This window comes from Hyphomonas sp. ske169, assembly GCF_056850855.1.
The window spans coordinates 852543-873614 of record NZ_CP096146.1; the positions used below are offsets into that span (position 1 = coordinate 852543).

Genomic DNA, 21072 nt, shown 5'->3' on the forward strand with positions numbered 1-21072 from the left:
AGCTTCGCCAGCGGATCGAACACAACCTGTATCACCGATAAAGCTCGATGAGTTGCCCTATGAGAACTATCTGCCATCGCCTTTTTCTTATTAGCCTCACGATCTTGGCTGTATTTCCAGCATCACCGCTCAATGCGGAAACGTCGGAAGCAACGCCAGTACCGATTGATTATTTTGCTGTTTTACCCACGTTCACGAATGCGCGGCTTTCACCTGACGGAAAATACGTTGCCTACCGATTCATCTCGTCAAAAAACGCAAACCCCGTAATCCAAATACTAAAGGTCGATGCATTGAAAGATCAGCCCTTCACGGCCGGATCGTCGAAGATGGATATTCAGTCCTTTTCGTGGATTAGCAACGAAGTCTTATGGGTCAATTTTCGGCAGCAAGTTCGAGAAGATATTATCGACACCAATCAGGGTGTTTACGCCGCACGATCGGCAACGTTGATGTTGAAGGATGGAAATTGGGAATTCAAACCCTTCCGATTTTCCGACATTTCACTCGAAGCGCGTCTTCTGAAAGCCGAACCCGACCGCGTCATCGTCTCGACCGGTAGGGTATTGGGTGGCGCACCCAGAGAAGGGCAAGGGTTCTCGGAGGCATTGACGCCAGACTACTACTATATGGACGTCGAGACACATCGCTTACGCCTAAAAGCAAAAGCCGGTACTCGAATTGGTAATTTCACGCTCGACAAAGACGGCGATATCCGCACCGGAGAAGCTTTTGATCCTGCCAGCCGAGAGATCATATTCTATGTTCGCAACAAGGGCAGCGATGAATGGAGAGAGGTGAGACGCTGGCCCGTCTTGGATGATGCTTGGAGCATTAGCGTGGTCGGTCTCGACCCTCTCGACATTAATAAGGCGTTTGTATTGTCTAATCAGGGAGAGAATACGACCGGCGTGTACCTGATGGACTTGAAAACAGGCGAATTGGTCGAGGAAGTCTATCGCCGAGACGATGTTGATATTAGCGCGGGTTGGTTCTCTTCAGATCCAAATAGACCGGGTCATGTTACAGGTTTTGTATATTACGAAGACGGTAAGCGAGAAATTGCCTGGCTCGACGGCAATGAACAAGCCTTGTTTAATAGTCTTCAGGCCGCTTTGCCAGGCAAAGAAATCAGCATTCTGAGTCGATCTTTTGATGGAAGCCGCATGATTATCTATTCGATCGCCGATGGCGATCCAGGCACCGCCTACCTGTATCAAGATGGCGCAATTCAAATTCTAGGCTCAACCAACCCACTATTAACGCCGACGGACCTTGGAAAAGTGGACTTTATTCGCTGGACCGCGCGGGACGGCCAGACGATCCCAGGATATCTAACGACCCCGCCACATGGAACAGCGCCGTTTCCGCTCGTCGTGATGCCCCATGGCGGACCGGAAATTTCAGAACACATCAATTATGATGAGTGGGCGCAAATGCTGGCCAATAATGGCTATATGGTTCTGCAACCCGGGTTTCGTGGAACTGTGGGGTATGGTCTGGAACACGCATCTGGGATCTTCAATGATTGGGGCGGCAAAGCCCAAGATGATAAAGACGATGGCGCCCTTCATTTGGTCGAAGAAGGCTTAGCCGATCCCGATCGAATAGCGATGTTTGGATGGTCATATGGCGGCTACGCCGCGATGGTCGCGTCTCTACGCCAGCCGCAAATTTATCAATGTGCCATCGCCGGCGCCGGAGTCTCCGATCTAGATGCCGCAAATGCAGAATTTAGCGGCAACCGGCTGACAAGAGAAAGCTTGCGCCGTGAACGTGAAGGCGGCCTTAGTCCGCTAGATTATGTGGCGCAAGTCAATATTCCGATCCTGGTCATCCACGGCGAACACGATCAACGAGTGCAAATCAACCAAAGTGACCGGTTCGTGAATCAACTCAAAAAACTGAACAAGCCGCACAAATACATTATCCTCGAGGATACCGATCATTTCGTGAACACGATAAACTACGAGAACGCATCGAAACTCTATTCTGAAATGATTAGCTTTTTGAAGAATGATTGCGGACCGGGCGGTCTATAGGCCGTCGCCTCTCGAGCCGCCCTTTTGCTATCTCTCCCGCTTCAGTCCCGCGCTGCGGTCGCCGAACCACCATAGGGTGGCGGCGGTGGCGGCGAAGGTTGCGGTTTCCGTGATGCTGGAGCGGCCGGCTAAATCGGCGGTGAACCAGATCGCGAATGTGATGGTCCATAAGAGTAGCGTCAGCAAAGGACGCGTGAGCGCTCGAACCGCATCGACCCAGCGATAGCTTTTGGCGATCGCGGCTTCGGCGGCGAGGCTGGCTTCGAGGCCGGCCCAGCTGCCTTCGGTGCGCGCGATTGCGAGGTCAGCTTCGGTCTCTTGCACCGCTGCGGCGTGCTGCAATTCCAGGAGTTTCAATTCGTGCGACCACCGGCGCTCTTCATGCGCCATGGTTTGGCGTTTCTCAAAAAACCCGGCCACCCGCCCGAGTGCGGTGCCGAGCAAGCCGAACAGCCCGCCCCCCGCCGCGCTTGCTGTGATGCCAATCAAGTCTGCCATAATCTCTCACTCCCAGAATAATACCACGCGGCGGGTACGCGGCGCCGATCAAGATGCAAGAACGAGTTTGCGCGCCCGAGCCCGGTAAACCCGAGCGCACGGCTCCGACGCAGTAGGTCCTGACGATCATGCCCGGCGAGCGCGATATCGACCGCAAGCCGCTTATGCTGCGACAGTGGCGCGCCGCCGACCGTCGCATTCCATTGCGGACAGCGATGCGCCGAGTTGATCACAATCGGTTTTCTGGTTTGATCCCGCAGCGCCTGCAATGCGTCGAGAAACGCCGGGTCATGCCAATAAGTGCGATCGCAAAACCGACCTTCACAATGACAGGCCAATTCTGGAATCGAGAAATTCCGCCATCGCCAACTCGGCTTTAGCCGATTTTGGGCCTCCACTGCCGATGTAAACCACACAAAAAATCCTCGCTTCCATAATCAGAAGCGAGGATAGATTTCACCGAGTTCGGTGGGATTGAGCTGCGCAGTTAAACCGTAACCGCCGCCCGATTAAAGGCCCGCCGGTTTTGCAAAGCCTCGATCGCAGCGACATATTCTGCCTCGAGCTGATCGACATAAGCGGCGGTGCTCATGCGGGATTGCACCGCGCCAATCCCCTGCCCGCAGCCCCAAATGTCGCGCCACGCTTTCGCTTCCTGATTGCCGCCTGAGCCGAAATTCATCGCGCTTGGATCGCTTTCTGGCAGGTCATTTGGATTGAGTCCGGCCCGCGCGATTGATGGCGCGAGATAGTTGCCGTGCACACCTGTGAACAGGTTTGAGTAGACGATATCCTTGGCGTCACTTTCGACGATCATATCCTTATAACCATCAACCGCATTGGCCTCGTCGCAGGAGATAAAGGCCGATCCGATATAGCCGAAATCAGCGCCCATGGCCTGCGCAGCAGCAACGGCGCCGCCATTGCCCATGGCTCCGGACAGCGCGAGTGGTCCATCAAAGAACTCGCGAATGTCCTGGATCAGCGCCAGCGGAGAGATTGTGCCCGCATGACCGCCGGCGCCAGCGGCGACCGCGATCAAGCCGTCGGCGCCTTTGTCCAAGGCTTTGCGGGCAAAAATCGTGTTGATGATGTCGTGCAGCACGATGCCACCATAGGAATGGATCGCTTCGTTCACTTCTTCCCGCGCGCCGAGTGATGTGATCACCACAGGCACTTTGTATTTCACACACATCTCAACATCGTGGTCGAGGCGGTTATTGGTCTTGTGGACGATTTGGTTGACCGCAAATGGCGCCGAGGGGCGATCCGGATTTTTCGCGTCATATTCGGCAAGTTCGGTGGTGATCCGATCGAGCCACTCATCCAACTGCGCCTCGGGCCGCGCATTCAGCGCCGGAAACGAGCCAATGACACCGGCTTTACACTGCGCAATCACCAAGTCTGGGTTTGAGATGATAAAGAGCGGGCTGCCAATGACCGGGATGCGAAGATTCTGAAGGACGGGAGGTAGCGCCATAATGGGTCTCTCATTGCTTTCCGTTTACGTTAGCGTAGACGTAGCATTGCAGCCGGTTCAGGCAAGCCCTTCCCATAGGGAATAAGGTAGGTTCTTGCGGCGATTAGACCTAGCGTAAACCTTGCCAGCCTCACCGCATTGGGCGAAATGCAAGCGAGAAGTTTCCAAAAGGGTTTGGCTTTTATGGCAGATGGCACGCTTTCGCTTTCGAACGGCTTTGATGACGCAACCGAAGCCGATTGGCTCGCTGCCGTTGGAAAAGCGCTGAAAGGCGGCGGGATTGAAAAGATCACGCGCCAAACCCGCGATGGCCTCCAGATCCGCCCCCTCTACCGCGAACCAGACTTTACCAGCAGCGGTGATCTGCGCGGTAGTCCTGGTGCGGCGCCCTTCCTGCGCGGCGGCGCCGCCGAGCCTGATCCCTTCCTGCCATGGGACATTCGTCAGATGTTTGCTCATCCCGACCCGGCGATCACCAACCAGGAAATCATGCGGGACTTAGAACGCGGTGTAACCTCCGTGCATCTTGGCATTGAGTGCTCCGGCCAGAAAGGCTGTGTGATCACGAATTTGCAACAGCTTTCGACGGCTTTGAACGGCGTTCGCGCTGATATTGCCGCGATCAGTCTCGGCCATCGTGGCGCCGGCTCAGGCGCGAGCGCCGCCGCGCTCTTGGCTCTTTGGGGAGAATCTCAAGAGGCGCCGGAAGCTCAAAAATTTGCCTTCAACATCTCGCCTATTCGCCAATTAGTGCATTCCGGAAAAATTGGCGGCGGTGTCGAAGCGGCGATGGCGAAGACAGCCGCTCTGGTCAAAATCCTGGCCGCGAAATTCCCACAATCCACCAGCCTCGACGTCGAAGCTCAAACCGTTCATGAAGCAGGCGGCAGCGAGGCCCAAGAGCTCGGCGTCTTGATGGCCGGCGCCGTTGATTTGCTCCGGCGCCTGGACGCTGCGGGCCTGCCCGCATCTGAGGCCGCGCCGCAAATCCAATTCAAGCTGGCTTTGGATGCCAATTATGGCATCGGCATCGCCAAGCTCCGCGCCGCGCGCCGCCTTTGGGCGCGGGTCCAAGAAGCAATGGATCTCACACCTCAGCCTATGAAAATCCACGCTGTGACCAGCGCGCGTATGCTGACCCGCTATGATGCCTGGGTGAATATGTTGCGCGGCACTGCGGCGTGTTTCGCTGCGGCGACAGGCGGTGCTGATGTGATCTCGGTCCGCGCTTTCAATGAGAGTTTTAGCGTGCCCGAAGAACTCGGCCGCCGGATCGCCCGGAACACGCAGATCATGGCGATGGAAGAAAGCGGACTCGGCCGGATCGCGGACCCAAGCGGGGGAGCTTGGTTCACCGAAACGCTGGGTGAAGACTTGGCGCAAGCGGCCTGGACCGAATTCCAAAAAATTGAATCTGAAGGCGGCTTAATCGAAAGCCTCGTCGCCGGACAGATCCAAGCGCGGATCGCGGACAAACGCGCCGCTTTGATGAAAGACATTGCGCGTCGAAAGATCCCGGTGACCGGCGTCAGCGAGTTCCCTCTATTGGAAGAAATCGAGGCCCCAATTGCCGAAGTGACAAGTCCGCCTCCAGGCGACGGCGTCGACCCGATCGGCCTGAAAACCCTTCTACAAGATTTCACACCGGCACCTGGCGAAGATACAGTCGCCGAGCCCATGACATGGATGAGTCTGGCGGAACCATTCGAAACCCTCCGGGATCGATCTGAGGCGCATCTGGCGAAAACCGGTGCTCGCCCCGCTATCTTCCTCGCGACACTTGGACCGCTGGCGGAGCACACGGCGCGCGCGGACTTTGCTCGCAACTTCTTTGCGACCGGCGGCATCGACGCGAAAGCCGCACCCGTGCCACCGAAGAGCACGGCTGAGCTGGCCGCCGCTTATCGCGCCAGCGGGTGCAAGATCGCTGTCCTGTGCGGCAGCGACAAACGCTATGCCGACGACGCTGAAGGCGCAGCAAAAGCCCTCAAAGAGGGTGGGGTCGTGGCGCTTTGGCTGGCAGGCAAGCATGAGGCGGACGGTGTTGACCGTCATATCGCCATGGGCAGCGACGTGGTGCATGAAGTGACCGTGGCTCTGGCAGAATTGGGAGTATCCTAAGATGAGCAAGTTCCCAGACTTCACCAAACTCGATCTTGGCGCTCTATCTCCCGGCGCGAGCACGCCGCGGGCGCGGACCCTGGCAACACCAGAAGGCATTGATCTCGCGGCGGCTTATAGCGCAAGCGATACGAAAGATCTGGACTTCTTAGACGATTATCCCGGCCTCGCGCCGTTTGGTCGTGGCCCCTACCCGACCATGTATACGCAGCGCCCTTGGACGGTTCGCCAGTATGCTGGCTTCTCGACGGCCGAAGACTCAAACGCTTTCTATCGCCGCAATTTGGCGGCCGGTCAGAAAGGCCTTTCGGTGGCCTTCGATCTCGCTACCCATCGCGGCTATGATAGCGACCATGTTCGCGTCAGCGGCGATGTCGGCATGGCCGGGGTTGCGATTGATAGCATTTATGACATGCGCACGCTGTTCTCGGGCATTCCGCTTGATCAGATGTCAGTCTCAATGACCATGAATGGCGCCGTCTTGCCAATCATGGCGCTCTATATCGTTGCCGCCGAAGAACAAGGCGTCGGCCCGGAGAAGCTCGCGGGCACGATTCAGAATGACATTCTGAAAGAGTTCATGGTCCGCAACACGTATATCTATCCGCCCAAGCCGAGCATGCGGATCATTTCGGACATCTTCGCCTACACCTCGCAGAACATGCCGAAATTCAACTCGATTTCGATTTCCGGCTATCACATGCAAGAAGCTGGCGCGACGGCCGACCTAGAGCTCGCCTACACGATCGCAGACGGCATCGAATATATCCGCGCGGGTGTCGCCGCAGGTCTTGATGTCGATGCATTCGCGCCGCGGCTCAGCTTCTTCTGGGCGATTGGCATGAATACGTTCATGGAGGTCGCGAAAATGCGGGCGGCGCGCCTGATCTGGGCCAAGCTGGTGAGTCAGGAATTCTCACCTAAGAACCCAAAATCGACCTCACTGCGCACGCACTGCCAGACCTCCGGTTGGTCGCTCACGGCGCAGGATGTCTATAATAACGTGATCCGGACCTGCCTTGAGGCCATCGCAGCGGCGGGCGGACAGACCCAAAGCCTGCACACCAACTCGTTTGACGAAGCGCTCGCATTGCCGACCGACTTCTCAGCTCGCATCGCTCGCAACACGCAGCTCTTCTTGCAACAAGAAGGCGGCGCGGCACAGACCATCGACCCTTGGGGCGGCTCTTACTATGTCGAACGCCTGACCCACGATCTCGCCGCAAAAGCGCTGGAGCATATTGCCGAAGTTGAAAAGCTGGGCGGCATGCGCAAAGCGATCGAAGAAGGCATCCCGAAACTGCGCATCGAAGAAGCCGCTGCGAACACACAAGCGCGCATTGATAGCGGTGAGCAGACGGTGGTTGGCGTGAATAAATTCCTCTTAGACGAGGAAGAAGATGTGCCGGTCCTCAAAGTCGACAATGCGACTGTGCGGCGGATGCAACTCGATAAGCTCGCGCGCCTTAAATCAGACCGTGACCAATCGGAAGTGAACGCGAAACTGGAAGCCATTGCTAATGCGGCTGCAGGCACAGATGGCAACTTGCTCGCTCTTGCCGTCGACGCGGCCCGCGCCAAAGCCACGGTCGGTGAAATTTCGGAAGCGGTTGAGCGCAGCCAAGGCCGCCACAAGGCGGTGATCCGCTCAATCAAAGGCGTCTATGGCGCCGGGGTCAAAACCACGGACCGCGCCAAAGAGGCCATCGGCATGGCCGAGGCGTTCGAAGCTAAGCATGGCCGCCGCCCGAAAATCTATATCGCGAAAATGGGTCAAGACGGCCACGATCGCGGCCAGAAAGTCGTTGCGTCTGCGCTCATGGATTTAGGCTGGGAGGTCGAGATCGGCCCGCTCTTCCAAACGCCGGAAGAAGCCGCCAAAGACGCGCGCGCCGCCGGGGTCGATATTGTTGCAGCATCGTCCCTCGCAGCCGGTCATTTGACCCTCGTGCCAGAGCTGAAACGCGCGCTCGGCAATGAAGGCGCCGCGGCCACGCAAATCATTGTGGGCGGCGTGATCCCGCCCCAGGACTTTGACGCCCTCCGCGCCGCTGGGGCGTCCGCCATCTTCCCACCAGGCACCGTGATTGCAGACAGCGCTGTTGCGATGTTGGAAATTTTAACTGGCGATGACGGCGTGCAAGCGGCAGAATGACCGAGCTCGCCTCAAACGCGGGCTATGCCAATGAGGTCGACCAACTCTTCGTTCGCTATGAGTCTCGATCGCCGGAAAAAATCCACGCGCCTTGGGCGCAGTTCATACCGGAGCCGCCAGCACGTATTCTCGATATCGGATCGGGGACCGGACGCGATGCCGGTTGGCTCGCCTCGCTCGGCCATATTGTTGTTGCTGCCGAACCAACAGATGAGCTGCGCACCGGCGCGGCGAAGTTACACCCGCATCCAAACATCACTTGGGTCGATGATATCTTGCCCGGCATTCCTGTTCTTCGGGCGAGAGGTGAGAGCTATGACATGATCCTGATGCACGCGGTTTGGATGCATCTCACCAAGGACGAACGGGTCGAGGCCATGGCCAATGTTGCGCCCCTCTTAAGCCAACATGGCCGGATCCTGATGAGCCAGCGGCATGGCCCGATACCTGAAGGCCGGCGGATGTTTGACGTCTCCGGCGAAGAGACGATCGCCCTGGCCGCGCAGCATGGATTGATCAACCTGTTCCATGAACGCGCAGAGTCCATTCAAGCGGAGAACCGCGCCAATCAAATCGAGTGGACAAAACTCGTCTTTGAGAAGGCCTGATCCGGCGTCAGGCTTTTCAAGCGCCTGCTTCCGCGCCATGCTGCAATCAGCAGAGATGGCGGAGGGTCAGATGGACGATTATGCAAATTATGATGCGACAGGGCTCGCAGCGCTGGTGCGCAAGGGTGATGTCAGCGCAGGTGAGCTCTTAAGCGAAGCCGTGACCCGCGCTGAAGCGGCGCAGGAAGAGCTCAATTGCTTCTCGGCCATGTTCCCGGAAGTCGGCGAAAAGCAAGTCGCAGAAGGCGTTCCAGATGGTCCGTTCGCTGGCGTTCCGATGGCAGTGAAAGATCTCGGCTTCGAAATTGACGGCCAGCCGATCACCAATGGCTCGCTGGCCTTCAAAGGCAATGTCGCGACCAGAAACAGCGTCTTATGTGATCGCTATAAGCAAGCTGGCTTCACCCTATTTGGCCAGACCACCAGCCCAGAGTTCGGCCTGACCACGACGACGGAAAGCTTGCTCTATGGCGCCACCGTAAATCCGTGGGACACCAGCCGCACATCTGGCGGATCGTCTGGCGGAGCGAGCGCCGCAGTCGCGGCAGGCGTGATCCCAATGGCGCATGCTAGCGATGGTGGCGGCTCGATTCGTATCCCGGCGGGCTGCACAGGCCTGTTCGGGATGAAACCATCGCGTGGACGTACGCCGATGGGACCGGCGACGACGGAAGGGTGGAATGGCCAATCGACGGTGCATGCCGTGTCGCGTTCGGTGCGGGACAATGCGGCTCTGCTCGACGCCACACATGGCCGCGAAATCGGCTCGCGCTACGTCGCGCCGGAACCTGACAGCACCTTCCTGAGCGCGCTGGACAGCGATCCGAAACCGCTCAAGATCGCGCTTTGGACGACCGCGCCAAATGGCACGACCCCCGACCCTGAGGCGCAAGCGGGATTGGATAAAACCTGCAAACTCCTGGCAGATCTCGGCCATCACGTGGAACCGGCAGGCCCTGATCTCGATGGCGAAGTCTTAGGCAAAAGCCTGATGGTCACAGTGTCGGCGGCGATTGCAATGGTCATGGAAGCGCGCGGCGAAGCCCTCGGGCGGCAGCTTGGCCCAGAAGACATGGAGCCGGTCACTGCGCGCTTTGTCGAGTTTGGCAATTCAATCCCGATGAAAGAGCTGATGAAAGCCACGCAAGCCTCGATCACGGCAGGCTTGATTTATGAGCAATTCATGGTCGATGGCGGCTATGACATGGTCCTCTCGCCGACCATGTCTCGGGTGCCGGATAAGACCGGGGTTTTATCGCTCAACCCAACAGATATGGACGCCTACACCGCCGCAGTGACGACCTTTGCGCCCTGGTGTGCAATCTCGAACCAAGCCGGGTCACCGGCCATGTCCGTGCCGCTGCACTGGAGTGCAGAAAACCTTCCAATTGGCATGATGTTTGGCGCCCGGACGGGCAATGAATGGGAACTCTATCAGCTCGCTGGACAGTTAGAACGCGCGGCCCCTTGGGCCGATAAAAGGCCGCCTTTCTGGGTTGGATAAATCGACGTGACAGACCTGAAAACACATACCGGCGGATGCCATTGCCAAGCGGTTCGCTTCGAAGTCGATTTGCCGGAAAGCTTCGAAGTTGAGGATTGTAATTGCTCAATCTGCGCGATGAGCGGAAATATCCATGTGATTCTGCCCGCTACGCGCTTCCGTCTTCTGAAGGGCGAGGACGCCCTCAGCGAGTACACTTTCAATACCGGCGGGGCGAAACATCGATTTTGCAAAACTTGCGGCGTGAAAAGCTTTTATGTCCCGCGTTCAAATCAGGACGGGTTTGCGGTGACCTGGCGCTGTCTCGACGGCTGGATGGATCTCGATGTCACCATCAACAAGTTCGATGGACAGAATTGGGAAGCGAATGCAGGCGCGCTAGCGCACAAATCCCAAGACTAGTCGCGCGGAGGTGGCGGCGGGGGAGGCCGATGATCTCGTCCCCCAGGTCCCCTTGGTCCGCCACGTTTTCCGCGCCGATTGAGATCTTGTACGATCGCTCGGCGTTGATCTTCACTCAGCTCGCCGAATTGCTCCGCCAATACATCATGCATGCGCTTTTTCATCGCGGATTCAGCATCTCGAAGCGTTTCAAATATCGCTTGCACTTCAGCCGCATCATAAGAGTCCGCCGTCAGCGCGCGTCCAAGTTCACGACGAATGTTGCGAACCGCAACGCGTTCCGATCGTGAATCTTCAAACGCGCGGCGAAAAGCGCGGCGCACGGTTTGGCGTTGATCGCTTGAGACAGCGTCGTCAATTCCGCGGATCAAAGCGCGCTCGTCCCCGGCGATTGAGGGAGAGGGGCCAGACCGTTTCTGTCCAAGGCCGCCGCCAATGATCAAGCCGACTAAGAGCGCATTCACCATCAAAGAGACGATGAGCCAGATCGGCAGACGAGAATTAGTCGTTTCGCTCATGCCCTACTCCAAACCCAGCCAGGTCTCATCGCTATCAACTCCGAACGCGGCATAATAAACGGCATCGGCTTGGTCATAACCAGCTCCGCCAGACGCGTATGCGTAGCCGCCGACGAGTCCCATGACCAGGCTTGCTAGCGCTGCCCCGGCGGGCCAGCGCACGCCGCGCGGGAATAGTACCGACGATATGACTCCAAGGAGACTCTGGCGCGCCCGTTCTGGATTTGGCGCGCCCGCCAGGATCGCCGCTGCTAGATCGGCGCTTGGTTCAGGCAGCGTCTCACCCATGAGCAATTGATCTAACGCTCTCGCTTCTGTCAGCGCCTGTTCGAACAATTCGGGACTGGCTTTGATAAGCCCCGCAGCAGCCTCGCGCTCAGCCTCAGGCCAGCCGCCAGGTTCTGCGCCATAGGCCTCAATCAGTTCAATCACGCGCTCAACAAATGTGTTCTCGCTGGTCATTATTTGTCTCCTGCCAAGGCATCGCTCATGCGAGCTTTCAATGTGCGGCGCGCGCGAGCGAGCAAGCTCTCAAGCGCCCGAACGCTGACATCCATGGCTGCTGCAGCTTCTATATTGGTCATTCCTTCAAAAGCGCAAAGCGATAAGGCTTCACGCTGGCGTTCAGGGAGCGCCGCGACATTCGCCTCTATGCCCTGCAGGGCCTGTTGCGATGCCAGATACTCTTCTGGTCGAAGTGCCGAATCGACTCGTTCCGGCAGTTCATCCATCAGGACCGGCTTTTTCTTCCGCAAACGGTCCCGACAAAGATTCAGCGCAACCGTACACGCCCACGTCGAGAATTTCGCTTTTGGCTGCCATTCCGGTAGAGCTTTCCAAGCGCGAAGGAAGGTTTCTTGTGTCACGTCTTCAGCCTCCGCGCGGTCTTGCAACATGCGGTAAGCAACACGGAAAACGATCGGCATATTTCGATTGACCAGCGCCGCTTGAGCAGCCCTGTCCCCGCTTGCGGCGCGGGTGATTTGGTCGAGTTCGGAATGCCCTGACACAGGAAGAGTGTAGCGGATTCTGCAGCAAGCGCGAGTGGGAGGATACCTCGCGCTTGCTGACCAATCTGGTGGCGACCGAAACCGGTCGCCGACCCAATTTTATCCCCGACGACCCATGCCACGTTTTCCGCGACGCTCTTTCATCGCCTCCTTGGCTGCATCGCGTTCGGCTTCAGTGATCACACCGTCGCCATCAGTATCCACCCGCTCAAACAGGCGATCGATACGTTTATCGTCTGCCGCAGCGTGCTCATCAGCGGTAATCATGCCGTCGCCATTAGCATCGATTTTCGCGAACCGTTTGGCCCGGCGCTCAGCTTGTTTGCGCTCGCGTTCAGCGATTGAGAAAGCTTCAAATTCTTCGGCTGATACGAGATTGTCGCCATTTGTATCTGCACTTGCGAATTTGTCGGCGCGGTGAGCATCAATCTCGGCTTTGGAAACAGCGCCATCAGCATTTGCGTCAACTTGTTCCAGCATCAAACCGGGGCCGCCGCGATGACGTTCGGCCATCGCCGTAACAGTCGCGCCAGCAACAATAACAGTAACCAAAGCTGCAATCGTGAGTTTCTTCATGACTTAATGTCCTTTCTTTTTGAACTCAAAGATCAAACGTATCAGTCAGAAGACTCCGTCGACGGTATTCCAATATTTTTGCAGAAAGCTGCGTAAACGGTTTCACACACCCGCTCCAATTGGCTCGAGAGCGCGTCAAAATCAGGACTATTCGTGGCCCGGCACAGGCGATTTTTCAGAGCGTTTGAGAGCTCACTCGCGGCGATCACCTCCTCGTTCGCCATGCGCTGTACTTGTTGCAAGGCTTGTAAAAACACAAAGGCCTCAGACATGTCGTGATAGACTCGATCCGACCAAACCCTCGTTTCCAAAAGGTTTTTGTGCGTTTCTAACAGGCTTGGAGATAATGGCTGGTGCACTTGTGATGTTAGAATGGCGTGCTGTGTGACAAATTCGAGATCGAGCAAACCGCCCTGGCGCATTTTCAAATCCCAGAGGCCTTTTGCGGGTTTTTCGCGCAGCAAGCGGCGGCGCATATCGAGAATGTCAGCTGTGCGCTGCGCGGCGTCGCCAGAATTGATGACCCGCTCCGCTATCTCGCAAACCTGATGGCCAAGCGTTGCATCACCTGCCACGGGGCGGAGCCGGGTCAAGGCCATGTGTTCCCATGTCCATGCATTGGTCTCATGATAGCGCTCAAACGCGCTGAGTGATGTCGCAACGGGGCCAGAACGGCCTGAAGGCCTCAGCCGCATATCGACTTCATAGAGCGCCCCTTCGCCAGTCTCAGCAGAAAGCGCAGAAATCAAGCGCTGTGTGAACCTTGTAAACCAGGTTTGAGCATCGCTTCCCTCTTTCGGGTCATAAATCACCACAAGATCGAGATCTGACCCGGCGGTCATTTCGCGACCGCCCAGTTTACCCAATCCGATGACACTCCAGCTACCTGGGGCTGGTCCAAACTTTCGCACCGTTTCTGCTTCCGCCGCCGCTGCCATGCTCCGAATGCAAATATCGGCGAGGTCGCTCCAATGGGTTGCTGCATCTCGAGCCGCAAGCTGGCCGTGCAACAATTGGTGGCCGATCAAAAAGGCCCGCTCGCCTTGCCAATGGCGGACTTGGTTGAGCTTGGTTTCAAAATCTTCTTCAGCTTCGAATTCTGGCACCGGTTTGCGATCAAGGTCTGAGATCAGCGCCTCTAACAGGCCCGGCCGCTTTGCCAGAACATTCGCAATCCGCGGGGCAATCGCGAGGGTGGTGACTAAGTCATCTGTGAGCGTTTTTTCGGCGACCAACATAGCCAGCGTCTGAACCCCGGAACGTAGCCCTTCGAAGAAGCGGCCGAACCGGCGGAACGCCTCATCGGCCTCGCCAGTTGCCCCCATCGCGGCAAGCAAGTCTGGCAAGAAGGCCGTCAGCAATTCTCGCCCGCGCGTCGACCGGGTCGCTGGGGTTTTTCCGCGATGCCATTCCCGGATTCTCTCGATGACGCGGGAGGGATCGTTGAAGCCCAGAGAGGTCAAGGTCTCGACGGTTTGCGGATCATCATCAACGCCGGTGAAAACCAGATTCCCTTCAACGGCTTGATCCCTTTTGCGAGCTTCTTCGGCAAACAATTCGCGATAATGTTGGTGCACGCATTTGCGCAACTGAATGAGATCAGCATCAAATTGCGAAAGCTCTGAATAACCGCACAGCGCCGCCACACTTGCGCGTCTGTTTTCAAAGGATGGCAAGGAATGGGTTTGGGCATCATCCAACATTTGGATACGGTGCTCGACCATTCGCAAAGCGCGATAAGCGGCGCTGAGCTCGTCTGCGACCCCTTCATTTACCGCGCCCAGGGCAACCAGTTCGCGCAAACCGTCTTGAGTGCCTCGCACCCGCAAAGAGGCGTGGCGGCCGCCTAAGATAATTTGCTGGGTTTGGACGAAAAACTCAATTTCTCGGATCCCGCCCGGCCCAAGTTTGAGGTCTGCGGACACATCTTCGAGCGACTTATCACCGACTTTTGCATTGATCATATTCTTGATCGCATGGACATCCGCGATCGCCCAATAATCCAAATGACGGCGCCAGACAAAAGGCTGCATCGCTTGAAGGAAACGCGCCGCCGCGTCGCGATCACCCGCAGAGCAACGGCCTTTGATCCAGACCATGCGTTCCCAGTTCTGGCCGATGCTCTCATAATAAAGCTCAGCCCGCCGCGTCGAGACGGCCACCGGGGTCGAACTTGGATCTGGGCGCAAGCGCAAATCGGTGCGAAACACATAGCCGTCCGGTGTGCGATCCTGCAGAAGCGTGGTCATGTTCCGAATGACCCGCGCAGCGGCGTCACCCCGTTCATAATCGCCACCATTAAACAGATCCGGGTCGAAAAAGGCGGCAACGTCTATATCGCTTGAATAATTGAGCTCATGCGCCCCCATTTTGCCGAGCGCCATGACGAAAAGACCTTCGCCAGACAGCGATCGGCCGGCAAGAGAGGCCCGCAAGGCGGCCTCGACGGCGGCGTCCGCAAATCGGGTGATTTCGAACGTGGTCTCTTCCAGGGTCGACGCGCCACTGAGATCAGATGCGGCGATGGCTAAATGAGCCTGCTGTTTGGCGAGACGAAGATCACGCGCCGGATCTGTATCGACGGTTCCAACTTGCGTGCACAATGCATGCGCAGCGCCCAACAAGCTCTGAGGATCGCTCACCTCCCCGCAATTTCTAAGAAGCTGGGCCAGATAAGGAGCATGCTCAGCCGCTAAGGCGATCGCAGCTTCCGGATGCTCGGAGAGCGCTTTTAGTTTCAGCAATGCAGCCCCTATTTCGCGATTGGAAACGATAGGATTGCTTTTAGACCGCTTTTCTCATCGCCGCGAGTCAGCGTGAACGTCCCTGCATGAAACTCGGCAATAGCGTCCACAAGTGCCAGGCCTGAGCCTGACCCAGACTGCGTGCGAGCTTCGTCTAAGCGGACAAATCTCTCTTTGACGCGCGTGAGGTCGCTATCCGGAATCCCCGGGCCGGTATCCTCAATGACGACATCAATTGCCGCATCTTTCTTGGTTGCTGAGAACCGGATGCTTTCGCCTGATGGCGTGTATTTCACGGCATTGTCGAGCAGGTTAGAGATCGCCTGAGCGAGCAGCGTGCGGTCGCCTTTGAGTTCAAGCTCAGAATCGACTGAGGCGTCGAACGCGATGCCTGCATCCTCGCAGGCCGGTTCGAACAGTTCGGCCATTTCTTCGCAGAGTTCTGTTAGATCGAGCGGTTCGAGCTTGCCTTCGGTCCCCGCATTGACGCGCGACAGACTGAGAATGGCATTAAACGTCGCGAGGACGCGGTCGACTTCCTCAACCGTTTCGCCCAGGGTCTCGCGGGCTGAAATTTCATCGATGGGGCCGCGCAGGCGCGCTTCAAGCTGATTGCGAAGACGAGAAAGGGGCGACCGCAAATCATGGGCAATCGAGTCGCCTGCATGTCGGGTTGCTGCCATCAGCGTTTCGAGCTTGGCCAGCATCGCATTGAGCTGCTCTGCCAAACGGTCAAATTCATCTCCTGAGGCTCCAACCGGCGCCCGCAAAGAGAGATCGCCCGACATCACGCCTTCTGCGGTTTTGGTCAGGCTTTCCGCCCGCGAGGCCGCGTAACGCGCACTGAAGAATCCGCCGAGCAATGCCAGGATGAACCCAATCGGGGCAGCGGTCGCCACCGCGCGGGTGATCCGGTTCACTTGCCGGATCCGCTCATCCATTTTGATCCCGACCAGCAGCGTGCTGCCATCGCCGAGCCGCACGATACGACCTTCAATTGGGGTAATCGTTGTGCCGCCGCCTGCGATAGGTCGCTCAATTTCAAATCGGACAACGCGGGGGCGCCCGATTTCTTCTAGCGGATCTGCCGGCATGCTTGGCAGATCGCCTACAATGATCCGGCCATTCGCTTCTTCGAACTGATAGGTGAACTCCCGAAGGTCGACCAATACGCGTTCAAGCAGGGATTGCTCGAGCCGCGCCGGGCCGCCTGTACCCCAAGCAACCGTGAGTTCTAGGAATTCGGTTTCAAGACGTGATTTGGCCTCTGATCGCATTGTTCCGACCGTGGCCTGAAACAAATAGGCCAGCAGCCCGGCCGAGAACAGCGCGAACAGAATTGAATAAACTAGCGCGAGCCGAAAAGTTGTCGTTCGGACAAACGCGAAAGGGCCAGAGATCATGCCTGCAGGCAGTACCCCGCACCACGGACGGTCTGCAAGAGCTGATGATCGAATTCCTTATCAATCTTCGCCCGCAAGCGAGAGATATGGACATCGATTACGTTGGTCTGGGGGTCGAAATGATAGTTCCAGACTTTCTCAAGCAACATCGTTCTCGTGACGGTCTGTCCTGCATGCCGCATCAGATATTCGAGAAGTTTGAACTCGCGGGGTTGGAGATCGATTTTTGTCTCTCCGCGGGTCACTTTGCGGGCAAGCAAATCCATCTCAAGATCACCAACACGCAACACCGTGACTGGTGGTTCGCTGGTGGTTTGACGACGACCGAGGGCCTCGACACGCGCGACGAGTTCTTCTGGCGCGAAGGGTTTGGCGAGATAGTCATCAGCGCCAACCTTCAAACCTTCGACGCGATTGTCGACGTCTGACAGAGCTGAGAGGAACAATGCTGGCGTCGTACCGCCCCCATTTCTGAATTCCTCAACCAATTGCAGTCCTGGCTTTTCAGGCAGCATGCGATCAACCACAAGCGCATCGAATTGATCTTCGCGCGCACGGCAAAGACCGCCTGCTCCATCATCGACCGTTTCCACGCTGTGCCCGGCTTCTGCCAGCACTTTCTCAATAAATTGAGCGTGTTCGTGATCGTCTTCAATTACCAGGACGTGCATATTGGCTCTCCTCAAATCTACTCGTCTTCGCTGACGTCGATGGTCAGGAAAATTGTGCCTCGTTCGCTGTGAATGGCCATCAACAGGTTGTCTCGGCCATTCTCACGAGCGTCTTCCAACTCTTGCTCGAGAACCTCAATACTGTCGAGTTTCTTGTAGTTAACGTCCAAAATGGCCATTCCGGCGCGGACACCCTCTTCATAAAGCGGGCTATCTTGATCGATCGCGGTGATCACCATGCCTTTTTCATCGCTATCAAGATCTAAACGTTCGCGCGCTTCCTCATCTAGCGGAGTGAGCGACACGCCGAGCGGCCCATCGCCGCCTTCAGCAGAATCATCTCCGTCAGGTGTGACAACGCCGTTTGCGGTTAGGCCGGCTGGACGTTCGCCAACTTTCACGCTGATTGTCCGGCGCTTGCCGTCTCGATAAAGCTCAAACTTGTTGGTTGACCCAGCAAGCAGCGATCCGACCACACGTGTGGTGATGGTCGCATCATCCACCGCCTGGCCATTGATTTTGACAATGATGTCGCCGCGCTCAAGGCCAGATTCTTCAGCTGGGCTATTATCCGTCACGCGCGTCACGATCGCGCCTTTGGCATCTTTCAAACCGACCGCTTCGGCCATGTCTTCATCAACATTTGTGATGGTGACACCAAGCCAACCGCGCGAGACCTTGCCCTTATCAATCAGCGTAGATGTCACTTGATTGACGAGTTCCGAAGGAATCGCAAAGCCAAGACCAATTGATCCGCCTGTGGTCGACGCAATCCATGTGTTCACGCCAACAACGCGGCCATTCATGTCGAATGTTGGACCACCCGAATTACCGCGATTGATCGCCGCATCGATTTGCAAGTAGTCGGTATATTGTTGTGACCGGCGGAAATCGCCGGGCTTGCCAAGAGCTGAGACAATCCCTGCGGTGGCCGTGCCGGAGAAGCCAAGCGGGCTACCGACGGCAACAACCCAATCGCCGCGGCGGAGCTGTTTAGACGAACCGAAATCAACAAACGGATAGGTGCCGCTATTAGTCACTTTCAGGACCGCAAGATCGGTTTCTGGATCGGTGCCAACCAGTTCAGCTTCCAGCACGGATCCATTATCGGTAATGATCTCGATCTCGACCGCATTCTCAATCACGTGATTGTTGGTCACGATGTGGCCTTCGCCGGTAATGAAGAAACCCGATCCTTGTCCGCGGCCTTCGCGAGGCTCTGGCTCATCTTCTGGTGGGGTGAGGCCAAACTGTTCCAAGAACCGCTCGCGCTGCGAGAGTTCGCGATCGGTGAGCTGCATTTCAGTGCGGACGCGTACGCCCACAACCGCAGGGCTGACTTGCTCAATCAGGTCCGCAAATGAGACCGGTGCGCCCGATGGTGCCTCAAGCGTGATCGGATTGGCGTCGGCGTTTGGGAATTGCGGACCGAGCAATAGCGCTCCCATTGCGCCTGCTCCAACAAGACCTGCAACCATTGCATTTCGGGAAATGCCAAACAATTTCATCGACTTCCATGCCTCCAAAGATGTGTTGTACCTATCTGGTACCAATTTTACGAAAGTAACAGCCTAACACTCATTAAAGATCATTAAGCCGGTTTTGTGACGAGGTGTGTTTCTACTTTTGCACCCTTCTCCAGCGATCTATGTACAGGACACTTATCGGCAATTTCAAGCATGCGCGCACGCTGGTCGTCATCGAGATCTCCTTCAATCTCTATATAACGCGTGAAAACATCAATTTTGTCTCGCGGACCGCAGTCGACACAGTCCTCGGCATGCTTTTTCTCATGCTCAAGACGAATGGTCAGACGATCCACCGGCCATTTCTTACGATTGGCATACATCCGCATCGTGATCGACGTGCAAGCGCCAAGGCCCGAAATCACCCAAGCATAGGGGTCAGGCCCGGTATCTGCACCGCCATAGCTCTTGGGTTCATCTGAGTAATATTTGCGCCCACCGATCACAACTTCGTTCTGATACGGCCCATTCAGGCCTGTTTCGCGCACCACGACCTTATTGGCTTGCGGCTCGGTTTCCTGGGCTATTGCGATCGTTCCTGTGTATTGCGCGCTCCAACCCGCAATCACATCGATGACGAAGGCGGAATCATTGCGCCCTGTCAGAAGGTGATCTGCGCGATCCAAGCTGACAAAGCTCTTCGGGTGTTTTGCCGCCAAGAAGAGATCCGTCGCATTGTCGATGCTAACGACATCATCACCAGGCGCGTGCAAGATCATAAATGGCTTTCGCAATCGCGAGGCGGCATCAATCACGGTTGATTTGCCGATCTCCGCTAAGAAGGACCGGCTTAACGTGAACGGTCGGCCACCTAGGTTCACCTGCGCGCGGCCATCTGCTTCAATCACGGGAACGCTGTCACGGAATTGCTCGATCACGTGCCCCGCATTTGACGGTGCCCCGATCGTTACAACCGCTTTCACATCATCCAGGTCTTGCGCTGCCACCACCGTCGCCGCGCCGCCGAGTGAGTGTCCGATCATCAAACTGGCGGTCCGCCCAGAGGCCGCCATCCATTGCGCCGCCGCCCGCAGGTCTGCGACATCTGAGGAGAATCCAGATGTGGAGAAATCACCGCCAGAATCGCCAAGCCCCGTGAAATCAAATCTCAGCACGCCGATCCCGCGCTCTGCCAGTCCCCGCGCGATCCGGCTCGCCGCAAGGCTTTTCTTGGAACAGGTGAAGCAATGGGCAAAAATCGCCCAGCCCGCGGTTTCGCCGTCTGGCGTCTCTAGAACGCCTGATAGCGGATCTCCCGCGGCGTTCGAAAACTCAACTGTTTGGCTCTGCATGCTCAAACTCCATCTCTCTTCAACCGCAAATAGGTTGGAAATGAAGCTTGTGCCAATAAAGAACTGGTCTCTTTATTGTGATCTAACTGGCAGGATCGCGGCGATTGAGCCCTTCAAGCTCACGCGGCTGATAGTTCTCATCGTGTTTTGCGAGGATTTCTTCAGCGACGAAAACCTGCGATCCCGCTTCGAAGCGCCCAGTCGCCACCACACCTTCGCCTTCACGAAACAGGTCGGGCACAAGGCCGGTATAGGACACGCGAACCGTCTCACCGGATCCATCCTCAATCGTGAACAGCATTTCAGCTCCTTCGCCGATGGCGCGTGAGCCGATCGCGACAAAGCCGCCGACACGGACACGTTGACCGGGCTCAGGCATGCCGCGCTCAACCAATAATTCTGGTGTGTAGAAGAGGTCTGCATGCTGGCGCAGCGCCGTGGAAGCTAAGGCCACAGCGGCGACGACCAGAACGGCGGCAGCGCCGACGGCATAAAGGCGTTTGGTTCGAGCTCTCATGGCGT

At 56.9% G+C, this 21072-nt stretch carries 19 protein-coding genes; 6 read left to right on the forward strand and 13 right to left on the reverse strand.

All coding sequences use genetic code 11. The annotated features are described in order from the left end of the window. Positions 1-329: 329 nt before the first annotated feature. A complete protein-coding gene (locus MY069_RS04080) occupies positions 330-2042 on the forward strand; it encodes an alpha/beta hydrolase family protein (RefSeq protein ID WP_482795798.1) in 1713 nt (570 codons plus the stop codon). A gap of 27 nt (positions 2043-2069) precedes the next feature. Here the strand turns inward: MY069_RS04080 and MY069_RS04085 are convergent, their stop codons facing one another. From MY069_RS04085 to MY069_RS04095, 3 genes are all read right to left on the reverse strand, one after another. Further along, complete coding sequence (locus MY069_RS04085; protein ID WP_482795799.1) at positions 2070-2540, reverse strand: hypothetical protein; 471 nt, start codon at positions 2538-2540, stop codon at positions 2070-2072. Beyond that, complete coding sequence (locus MY069_RS04090) at positions 2528-2956, reverse strand: D-Ala-D-Ala carboxypeptidase family metallohydrolase (protein ID WP_482795800.1); 429 nt, start codon at positions 2954-2956, stop codon at positions 2528-2530. The genes MY069_RS04085 and MY069_RS04090 overlap by 13 nt, the downstream gene beginning before the upstream one ends. 71 nt (positions 2957-3027) lie before the next feature. Continuing rightward, positions 3028-4020: an NAD(P)H-dependent flavin oxidoreductase gene (locus MY069_RS04095; RefSeq protein ID WP_482795801.1), complete on the reverse strand. Its 993-nt coding sequence runs from the start codon at positions 4018-4020 to the stop codon at positions 3028-3030. 183 nt (positions 4021-4203) lie between these two features. Between MY069_RS04095 and MY069_RS04100 the strand changes: the two genes are divergently transcribed. The 5 genes from MY069_RS04100 (at position 4204) to MY069_RS04120 (ending at position 10810) form a co-directional block, all read left to right on the forward strand. Next, a complete protein-coding gene (locus MY069_RS04100; protein ID WP_482795802.1) occupies positions 4204-6141 on the forward strand; it encodes a methylmalonyl-CoA mutase family protein in 1938 nt (645 codons plus the stop codon). 1 nt (position 6142) lies between these two features. Further along, the gene (gene scpA / locus MY069_RS04105; protein WP_482795803.1) at positions 6143-8296 is read left to right on the forward strand and encodes a methylmalonyl-CoA mutase; all 2154 of its coding nucleotides are present in this window, start codon (positions 6143-6145) and stop codon (positions 8294-8296) included. Next, complete coding sequence (locus MY069_RS04110; protein WP_482795804.1) at positions 8293-8904, forward strand: class I SAM-dependent methyltransferase; 612 nt, start codon at positions 8293-8295, stop codon at positions 8902-8904. The genes scpA and MY069_RS04110 overlap by 4 nt, the downstream gene beginning before the upstream one ends. A 70-nt stretch (positions 8905-8974) precedes the next feature. Continuing rightward, positions 8975-10408, forward strand: a complete 1434-nt coding sequence (locus tag MY069_RS04115) for an amidase (RefSeq protein ID WP_482795805.1) — start codon at positions 8975-8977, stop codon at positions 10406-10408. Positions 10409-10414: 6 nt separating this feature from the next. After that, on the forward strand, positions 10415-10810 hold the full coding sequence (locus MY069_RS04120; protein WP_482795806.1) for a GFA family protein: 396 nt from the start codon (positions 10415-10417) through the stop codon (positions 10808-10810). Here MY069_RS04120 and MY069_RS04125 read toward each other — a convergent pair. The 10 genes from MY069_RS04125 to MY069_RS04170 form a co-directional block, all read right to left on the reverse strand. Continuing rightward, on the reverse strand, positions 10807-11328 hold the full coding sequence (locus MY069_RS04125; protein ID WP_482795807.1) for a periplasmic heavy metal sensor: 522 nt from the start codon (positions 11326-11328) through the stop codon (positions 10807-10809). The two genes, MY069_RS04120 and MY069_RS04125, sit on opposite strands and share 4 nt — an antisense overlap. Before the next feature lie 3 nt (positions 11329-11331). After that, on the reverse strand, positions 11332-11790 hold the full coding sequence (locus MY069_RS04130) for a hypothetical protein (RefSeq protein ID WP_482795808.1): 459 nt from the start codon (positions 11788-11790) through the stop codon (positions 11332-11334). Next, on the reverse strand, positions 11790-12338 hold the full coding sequence (locus tag MY069_RS04135) for a sigma-70 family RNA polymerase sigma factor (protein ID WP_482795809.1): 549 nt from the start codon (positions 12336-12338) through the stop codon (positions 11790-11792). Before MY069_RS04135 ends, MY069_RS04130 begins: the two co-directional genes overlap by 1 nt. Before the next feature lie 99 nt (positions 12339-12437). Further along, positions 12438-12914, reverse strand: a complete 477-nt coding sequence (locus MY069_RS04140) for an EF-hand domain-containing protein (RefSeq protein WP_482795810.1) — start codon at positions 12912-12914, stop codon at positions 12438-12440. A gap of 41 nt (positions 12915-12955) precedes the next feature. Beyond that, the gene (locus tag MY069_RS04145) at positions 12956-15658 is read right to left on the reverse strand and encodes a bifunctional [glutamine synthetase] adenylyltransferase/[glutamine synthetase]-adenylyl-L-tyrosine phosphorylase (protein WP_482795811.1); all 2703 of its coding nucleotides are present in this window, start codon (positions 15656-15658) and stop codon (positions 12956-12958) included. 8 nt (positions 15659-15666) lie between these two features. Beyond that, the gene (locus MY069_RS04150; RefSeq protein WP_482795812.1) at positions 15667-17061 is read right to left on the reverse strand and encodes a sensor histidine kinase; all 1395 of its coding nucleotides are present in this window, start codon (positions 17059-17061) and stop codon (positions 15667-15669) included. Next, positions 17058-17732, reverse strand: coding sequence for a response regulator transcription factor (locus MY069_RS04155; RefSeq protein WP_482795813.1), 675 nt, complete (start codon positions 17730-17732; stop codon positions 17058-17060). Before MY069_RS04155 ends, MY069_RS04150 begins: the two co-directional genes overlap by 4 nt. A 17-nt stretch (positions 17733-17749) precedes the next feature. Then, entirely contained in the window at positions 17750-19240 is a 1491-nt protein-coding gene (locus MY069_RS04160) for a Do family serine endopeptidase (protein ID WP_482795814.1), read from the reverse strand. An 83-nt stretch (positions 19241-19323) separates the two neighbouring features. After that, on the reverse strand, positions 19324-20550 hold the full coding sequence (locus MY069_RS04165) for a bifunctional alpha/beta hydrolase/OsmC family protein (protein ID WP_482795815.1): 1227 nt from the start codon (positions 20548-20550) through the stop codon (positions 19324-19326). Positions 20551-20632: 82 nt separating this feature from the next. Beyond that, complete coding sequence (locus MY069_RS04170) at positions 20633-21067, reverse strand: cytochrome c maturation protein CcmE (protein ID WP_482795816.1); 435 nt, start codon at positions 21065-21067, stop codon at positions 20633-20635. Between the last annotated feature and the right edge of the window lie 5 nt (positions 21068-21072).